The organism is Magnetococcales bacterium, from assembly GCA_015231755.1.
GTDB lineage: Bacteria > Pseudomonadota > Magnetococcia > Magnetococcales > Magnetaquicoccaceae > Magnetaquiglobus.
The window spans coordinates 60,723-67,711 of the sequence record JADGAZ010000023.1; the positions used below are offsets into that span (position 1 = coordinate 60,723).

At 53.0% G+C, this 6,989-nt stretch carries 3 protein-coding genes; 2 read left to right on the forward strand and 1 reads right to left on the reverse strand.

Annotated features, from left to right (window positions below; genetic code table 11):
* Window positions 1–152: 152 nt before the first annotated feature.
* Window positions 153–2,327, reverse strand: coding sequence for a PAS domain S-box protein (locus tag HQL98_14035; GenBank protein ID MBF0273165.1), 2,175 nt, complete (start codon window positions 2,325–2,327; stop codon window positions 153–155).
* Window positions 2,328–3,003: 676 nt separating this feature from the next.
* Here HQL98_14035 and HQL98_14040 point away from each other — a divergent pair.
* Together HQL98_14040 and HQL98_14045 are read left to right on the forward strand one after the other, a co-directional pair.
* The gene (locus tag HQL98_14040; protein ID MBF0273166.1) at window positions 3,004–3,744 is read left to right on the forward strand and encodes a transporter substrate-binding domain-containing protein; all 741 of its coding nucleotides are present in this window, start codon (window positions 3,004–3,006) and stop codon (window positions 3,742–3,744) included.
* A gap of 57 nt (window positions 3,745–3,801) precedes the next feature.
* On the forward strand, window positions 3,802–6,825 hold the full coding sequence (locus tag HQL98_14045; GenBank protein ID MBF0273167.1) for a PAS domain S-box protein: 3,024 nt from the start codon (window positions 3,802–3,804) through the stop codon (window positions 6,823–6,825).
* Window positions 6,826–6,989 lie beyond the last annotated feature (164 nt).

A 6,989-nucleotide genomic window follows, 5' to 3' on the forward strand; every position in this document is an offset into this window, starting at 1 on the left:
GATATGCCCATGCGTGTTTCAGGTTTCAGGTCTTAACCCGTGTCCCTGACCATACGCGCGGCACGTTTGGACCGGGAGGCGTCACTGGAGGCGGGAAAAGAGCGTTGGTAGCGACTGGTTGCAAACGGCATGACAACGCTCACCACGTCTTTTTAGTTCTCAGGCTCGTGATTGCTTTTTTCCGCATGGGGTTGTGCGTCTTTCAAGGGGTTGTCATCGTGGATTTGATTGGCGATCTGTTGCAGGGCTTCCAACAATTTCGCTTTTTGGATCGGTTTGGACAGATACAGATTACAACCGGCTTCCCGACTGCGTTTCATCTCCCCCTCCATGGCGTGGGCGGACAGGGCGATGATTGGCAGGGAAGGCCGCCCCATTTCCTGTTCCCACAGACGGATCTGGCGGGTGGCCGTGTAGCCGTCCATTTTCGGCATTTGCACATCCATGACCACCACGTCGAATGTCTCTTCCTGCACCCGATGGACTGCTTCCACCCCATCGCCGACGATGACCACCTGATGCGGTGTCTGCATGAGATAGGCCTCGAACAATGCTTGGTTTTCCTCGACATCCTCGGCCAGCAGGATGCGTAGACCACTCCCATTGTTTACCGCGACCTCCTGCTGCTGCTCAACACCCGAAAAGCCGAAAACGTCCACGACGCGAATGGGCAGCGTGAAAAAGAAGGTGCTCCCCTGGCCAAAACGGCTTTCCACCCAAATGCGTCCCCCCATCATCTCGACCAGACGCCGCGAGATGGCCAATCCCAATCCCGTGCCGCCATAGCGTCGGGTAATGCCTTCATCAGCCTGGGTGAAACGATCAAAAATATGTTCCACCTGCGCCTGGGCGATCCCGATCCCGGTATCGCTGACCTCAAACCGCAAGGTGTCCGCCTGGACGGATTCCAGAGTCAGACGCACCCCCACCTGCCCATGATGGGTGAACTTGATCGCGTTGCCCAACAGATTGATCAGCACCTGACGCACCCGTCCATCGTCACCCAGTACGGCTTCCGGTATTTCGGGTGCCACCTCCGATTGCAGGATCAGCCCCTTCTCTTCGGCTGCCATATGCATGAGATACGCAGTCTCCCGCACCAATTGGCGGGGATAAAGAGGCATTTCAAGCAATGAAAAGCGTCCAGCCTCGATGCGGGAGAAATCCAGGATGTCATTGATCACCCCCAACAGCGCCTTGCCGGAGTGGTGCATGGTCAGCACAAAACGCCGTTGCACCGCATTAAGATCGGTTTCCAGCAGCAACTCCGACATGCCCAGCACCACATTCATGGGAGTGCGGATCTCGTGACTCATGGTGGCCAGGAACTCCCCCTTGGCCTGGGTGGCCGCTTCCGCCTGTTCTTTGGCCAAAAGCAGGGCATTCTCCATTCGTTTGCGCTCGCTGATGTCGGTGGAGATGCCGCAGATCGCGTAAGGCTGGCCATGTTCATCCCGCAGCGCGAATTTGACCGAAATGTAGTTGTGCGGTCCATCGTCATGGGGGATGACTTCATCGGCCTGAATCGGGGTGGTGGAGGACAGTGCCAGACGATCGTTGCCCTGCAACAAGACCGCCACGTCGGCGGGGAACAGGTCAAAATCGGTCTTGCCTTGAAATTTATTATTGTCAATATGAAACAATTCTTCATATTGTCGATTGATGAATAGATATCGACCCGCCAGATCCTTCATGAAGATCACGGACGACGTATTGTTGAGGATATCCTGCAACCGCTGCTCCGTTTCGCGCAGCGTCTGTTCCATCCGTTTGCGTTCGGAAATGTCCAGCCCCATGCCGATCACATGGGGGACGCTGTCCAGCGTGATGCACTGCCCCACAAAATAATAAGGGGTCGTCCCGCCGCCCTGACCCACGATGTTGGCCTCGGCGGTCGCGAATCCCTGGGTAAAGACCTCCTGGATACGTTCGGCGATGTACGCCCGCTCTTCGCCATAGAAGAAATCAATCGGTGAGGCGTCGTTGACCTCTGCCGCGGTCCGACCGGTGATCTCCTCAAACCGCCTGTTCCACAACTGAAAGCGTCCCTCCTGGCTGATCAGATAGAAGATGCCGGGCATGGCGTTGATGATCTCGCGATTGACATCTCTTTCCCTCCGCAGGGCGCGTTCCACATGGATGCGCTCGGCGATTTCGGATTGCAGCGCCTCATTGGCCTTCACCAATTGTGCGGGACTGGGCAATTTCAAGGCATGGGGAATCAACGGCCAAAGCGCGGTGGCGGTGATCACCGACACAACCGCGGTGGCCGCCTTGAGCAGGGCATCCAGAGCGTACAGAGGCTGCCACAATACAAATACGCCCATGACATGAGTCAAACCGCACGCCATAATGAATGCGGAAAACATCCACAACAACCATCGATAAGGAAAGTCCTTACGCTGCCGTGCGAAATAGATCAGCGCTATAGGCATGGAAAAGTACGAAAGGGCAATCAAAAGATCGCTGATTACATAAGTCAACAACAAGGAGGACGACCAACGGATGCAAAACCCGTGCGGCAGATAGTCACTGACATCGAAAAACTGACCAACGGTATCTAATATCATAATCTGGCACCCCCACATCCAACCAAAGGAAGGTAAATATGCTCTCAGATCATAGAGATAATCTCCTTGCACCAAATGGACATGATAACATAATCCCAGGTCGTTTGGCAGTACAATCTGGACACCTGCGTCACGGTTCCTTCAAGGATCTCGCCATGGAGTCGGCGACAAAGTTTTCTGTGTGGGGTGGCTGCAATCCTCAACATGGCGTTTTGTAATCGGTGGATTGGCCGCGCCGTTCGCGGATGAGTTGCCCGTGGTGTTGCGGAGTTTTCTTTGTCGTGAAGAAGAGGTATTGGAAAAAACAATTCAGGTGGGTTAGACTGTGCTATTATAGGGTATTTTTTTGTCCATTTCCGTTAGTACCGCTTGGATCGGCGCAGACTGTTGAGCGGACTTCATCGGAACCAGCATCCATGGGAATCATGACCGGATGGAACCACAGCGCGTGTTGCGCACCATCATGACGTTTTTTTGCTTTGTGAGTCTGGGAACCAGTGCGCTGGCCGAGCCAGCCCGACTGGTACTCAACAGTCCCCACAGTGCCCCCATTACGGCACCGGACGGATCCGGGGTGTTGGATGTTTTTTACCGGGAGCTTTTCGCACGATTGGGCATGACGGTCGAATTTCAGCAGTTGCCTGCGGAACGTGCGGTGATCAATGCCAATCGGGGCATCGATGATGGAGATGTCACCAGGATCAGTGGGATGGAAACCCATTATCCCAATCTGGTACAGGTGCCGGAATCGGTCATGCGCTATGAACTGGTTCTGTTTTCTCGCACCGCCCGTTTCAAGGTGACCGGACCGGAGGATCTGCAACCCTACGACGTTGGCATCGTGACGGGTTGGAAAATCGTTGAATGGAATACCACCAAGGCCCATTCCGTCACCCGGGTGGAAAATGTGACCCAATTATTCCAAATGCTGGCCGATGACCGGATCGATCTGGCCATCATCGAACGCATGACCGGTATGATGACGATCAAAAATTTGGAGATCAAGGACGTGTACATCCTGGAGCCTCCCTTCCTGGTTGGCAACTGGTATCTCTATCTGCATAAGAAACACCAGAACCTAGTGCCAAGATTGACCGCCGAGATCCGTCGCATGAAAGAGGATGGATCATACACAAAGATTTTTGAGTCGGCATTGCAAAATTTTTTTCACTGAGACAGATCCATATATGAATTGGCGTCCATGAAAACATCCACTCCCAGGAAAAGAGCCGTGTATCCAGCCGATTTCTTCAAGGGAATCGGGAAACGTTTTGCGGTCTATATTTTGGTGTTCAGTTCGATTGTCACGCTTCTGATTACTTCGATGCAATTGTTCCTGGATTACCGGCATGACGTTCTGACCATTAATGACAGTCTGCATGAAATTGAAGTCAGTTATCGTGATACGCTATCCACTGCGATTTGGGTTCACAGCACCACTGGATTGCACCTCCAACTGGAGGGCATCATGCGTTTCCCGGACATGCAATATGTGCGGATAGAAAACGAGCATGCGGAACGTCTCGATAGTCTGGGCACCTACCGGGATCAGCATACCCTGCAACACGCCTTCTCCCTTGACCATCTTCACCGGAATACTCTGGTGCCGCTGGGCAAGGTCATCCTGCTGGCAGACCTGGATGCGGTTTATCAACGTCTGTTTGATAAGATCATTATTATTCTTGTCAGTCAGACGCTAAAAACTTTTACGGTCTCTTTTTTTATTCTCATCCTCTTTCATTATCTGTTGGGGCGTCATCTGCGTATCCTGGTCGAAACGGTGCAAGAGGTTTCGGAAGGTTCCTTCGACTCCAGGGTGCAGATTGGCCGGTATGATGATGAACTGGGCGTCCTTTCCAGGGCGTTCAATCATATGATTCTGGAGATCAAAAACCGTGAGGAACTGTTGAAACAGGAGATCAGGGCACGCCAACACGAAACCGAAATTGTCGCCATCTCTGAGCATCGGTTCAAACAACTGTTTCAGCATGCCCCCATTCCCTTGTGTTTCGTCAAGCAGGATAGTGGGCAGATCGAGTTCAACGACCGATTTCAACACATATTCGGCTACAGTAGCGCGGATCTGCCTACCCTCTCCGCCTGGTGGAATCTGGCTTATCCCGATCCGGAATACCGACAGAAGGTGCTGTCGACCTGGAACCGGGCAATGGCGGATGCGCGTGCCAAGCAGACCGATTTGCAGCCTGTGGAATTTCAGGTTGCCAGCAAGAAGGGCGTACAACGTACCGTATTGATTTCCGGGATCCCCCTGGGGACAGATTTTCTCGCCACTTTCGATGACGTGACCGAACGCAGGCAGGCGGAAATGGAACGGGAGCAGTATTTCAATTTCTTCAAGACGGCTTCTGACCTGATGTGTATCGCGGACCCCTTGGGATGTTTCCAAAAGGTCAATCCCTCCTTTTTGAATCTACTAGGCTATGCGGAAGCTGAATTGCTGTCCAAACCGTTTCTCCACTTCGTTTATTCCGATGACCAGGAAGCTACGCAGGATCTGATGAGTAGACAACTTAAAGTCGGATTGTCACTTAACTTTGAGAATCGTTTCCTCTGCAAAGATGGGTCGTTCCGATGGCTTTCCTGGCGTGCAATCCACATCAAGAACGAAGGGCTGACTTATGCCACGGCCAGAGATGTCACGGATCTCAAGCATTCCCAACAAACATTGCTGGAAGCTTTGGCCAAGGCCAAACGTTTGACCGATGCGTTGGACAATGTTCCTTCCCGCATCTATATCAAGAATAAAGAGTATCAATACATTTACGCCAATCGCTACACTCTGGAACTGTTTCATTGTTCTGCGGAAGAACTGGTTGGCTGCGACGACAACCGGTTTTTCCCGCCCGCAACCGTGGCCACGTTGCGCGAGGTGGATGACAGAGTGCTCGTCAAAGGGGAAGCTACCCAGCAGGAAATCGAGGTGGCGCCTGGCACACCCGATTGGCATGTTTACTGGGAGATCAAACACCCGCTTTTTGACGATGACGGCCTGATTATCGGTTTATGCGGGGTCTCCACCGACATCACCGAACGTAAACGCATTGAAATGGAACTGCTCCAGGCCAAAGAACTGGCTGAAGCCTCCACCCAGGCCAAAGGGGAATTCCTGGCCGCCATGAGTCATGAAATCCGTACGCCTATGAATGTGGTGCTGGGCATGTCGGAGTTGTTGCTGGAGACCGACTTGAATCCCACGCAACGTCGTTTCACCGAGACCATGCACCACTCGGGGAAGGCCATGCTGGGAGTGATCAATGATGTCCTGGATTTCTCCCGCATTGAATCGGGAGGAATCTCTTTGGAAATCAATGCATTTTCTCCCCGTCAGGTGGTGGTGGATACCGCCCATTTGATGCAGGTGGTTGCCGAGCAGAAGGGACTCATCATGGAGGATTGGGTGGACTCCGACATACCGGAAGCCGTTTTGGGTGATGATACCAGGATACGTCAGGTACTCATCAATCTGCTGGGCAATGCGATCAAATTTACCGAACAGGGACGGGTGGATGTCAGCCTGACCATCCATCCCCAGGAACCGGAAACACTCCTTTTCAAGGTTGTCGATACTGGCATCGGCATTGCCCAGGAGCATGTCGTCAATATCTTCGACCGGTTCACGCAGGCCGATGCCGGGATTACCCGACGTTATGGGGGCACCGGACTTGGACTGGCCATATCCCGGCGCTTGGTCGAGATGATGGGGGGCCGGATCTGGGTTGAAAGCCAATCAGGTCAAGGGAGTGCATTCTTTTTCACGCTCCCCATGCAGATTGCGGCAGCCCCAGAGTGCCCCGTTACGACTGTAGAGCCAAATATGGCAACAAACAATACGACTCTGCGCATCCTGCTGGCGGAAGATGTTGAGGAAAACCAGGTGCTGTTTACGGCCTATCTCACGGGGACACCTCACCAATTGGTCATAGTCAACGATGGTGTGGAGGCCGTAGCTCGTGTACAAGAGGAAATTTTCGACGTGGTGGTCATGGATGTCCAGATGCCAAAAATGGACGGCTATACCGCCACCCGCCAGATTCGTCTGCGAGAACAGGAGACGGGACGTGCTCCCGTGCCGATCATCGCCCTCTCGGCCCATGCCATGGAGCAGGAAATCCAGCGCAGCCAGGAAGCTGGATGTAATCTTTATCTGACCAAACCGATCAACAAAAAAAAGCTGCTGGATGTTCTGCAACAACTCGCCAACCAGATCGTTTTGTCCTGTTTCACCGGGAATTGATCAAATAAGGTTGCTCCTTCAATGGCAGGTCTGTGCCCCTTCAGCCTGCAGTTGAGATGTCTGCCAGGGTGAACGGCGAGCCCTGCGCCTTTCTCTGGCCGACTCCAATTAGGGCATCCTCAGAAAGTCCAACACATTGAAACTGTACATGAAATCGTATTTAT

What these genes read in the sequence shown, in the direction of transcription:
- HQL98_14035 (MBF0273165.1), bottom strand. Translation starts at nt 2,327, where the DNA reads ATGGGCGTATTTGTATTGTGGCAGCCTCTGTACGCTCTGGATGCCCTG.
- HQL98_14040 (MBF0273166.1), top strand. Translation starts at nt 3,004, where the DNA reads ATGGAACCACAGCGCGTGTTGCGCACCATCATGACGTTTTTTTGCTTT.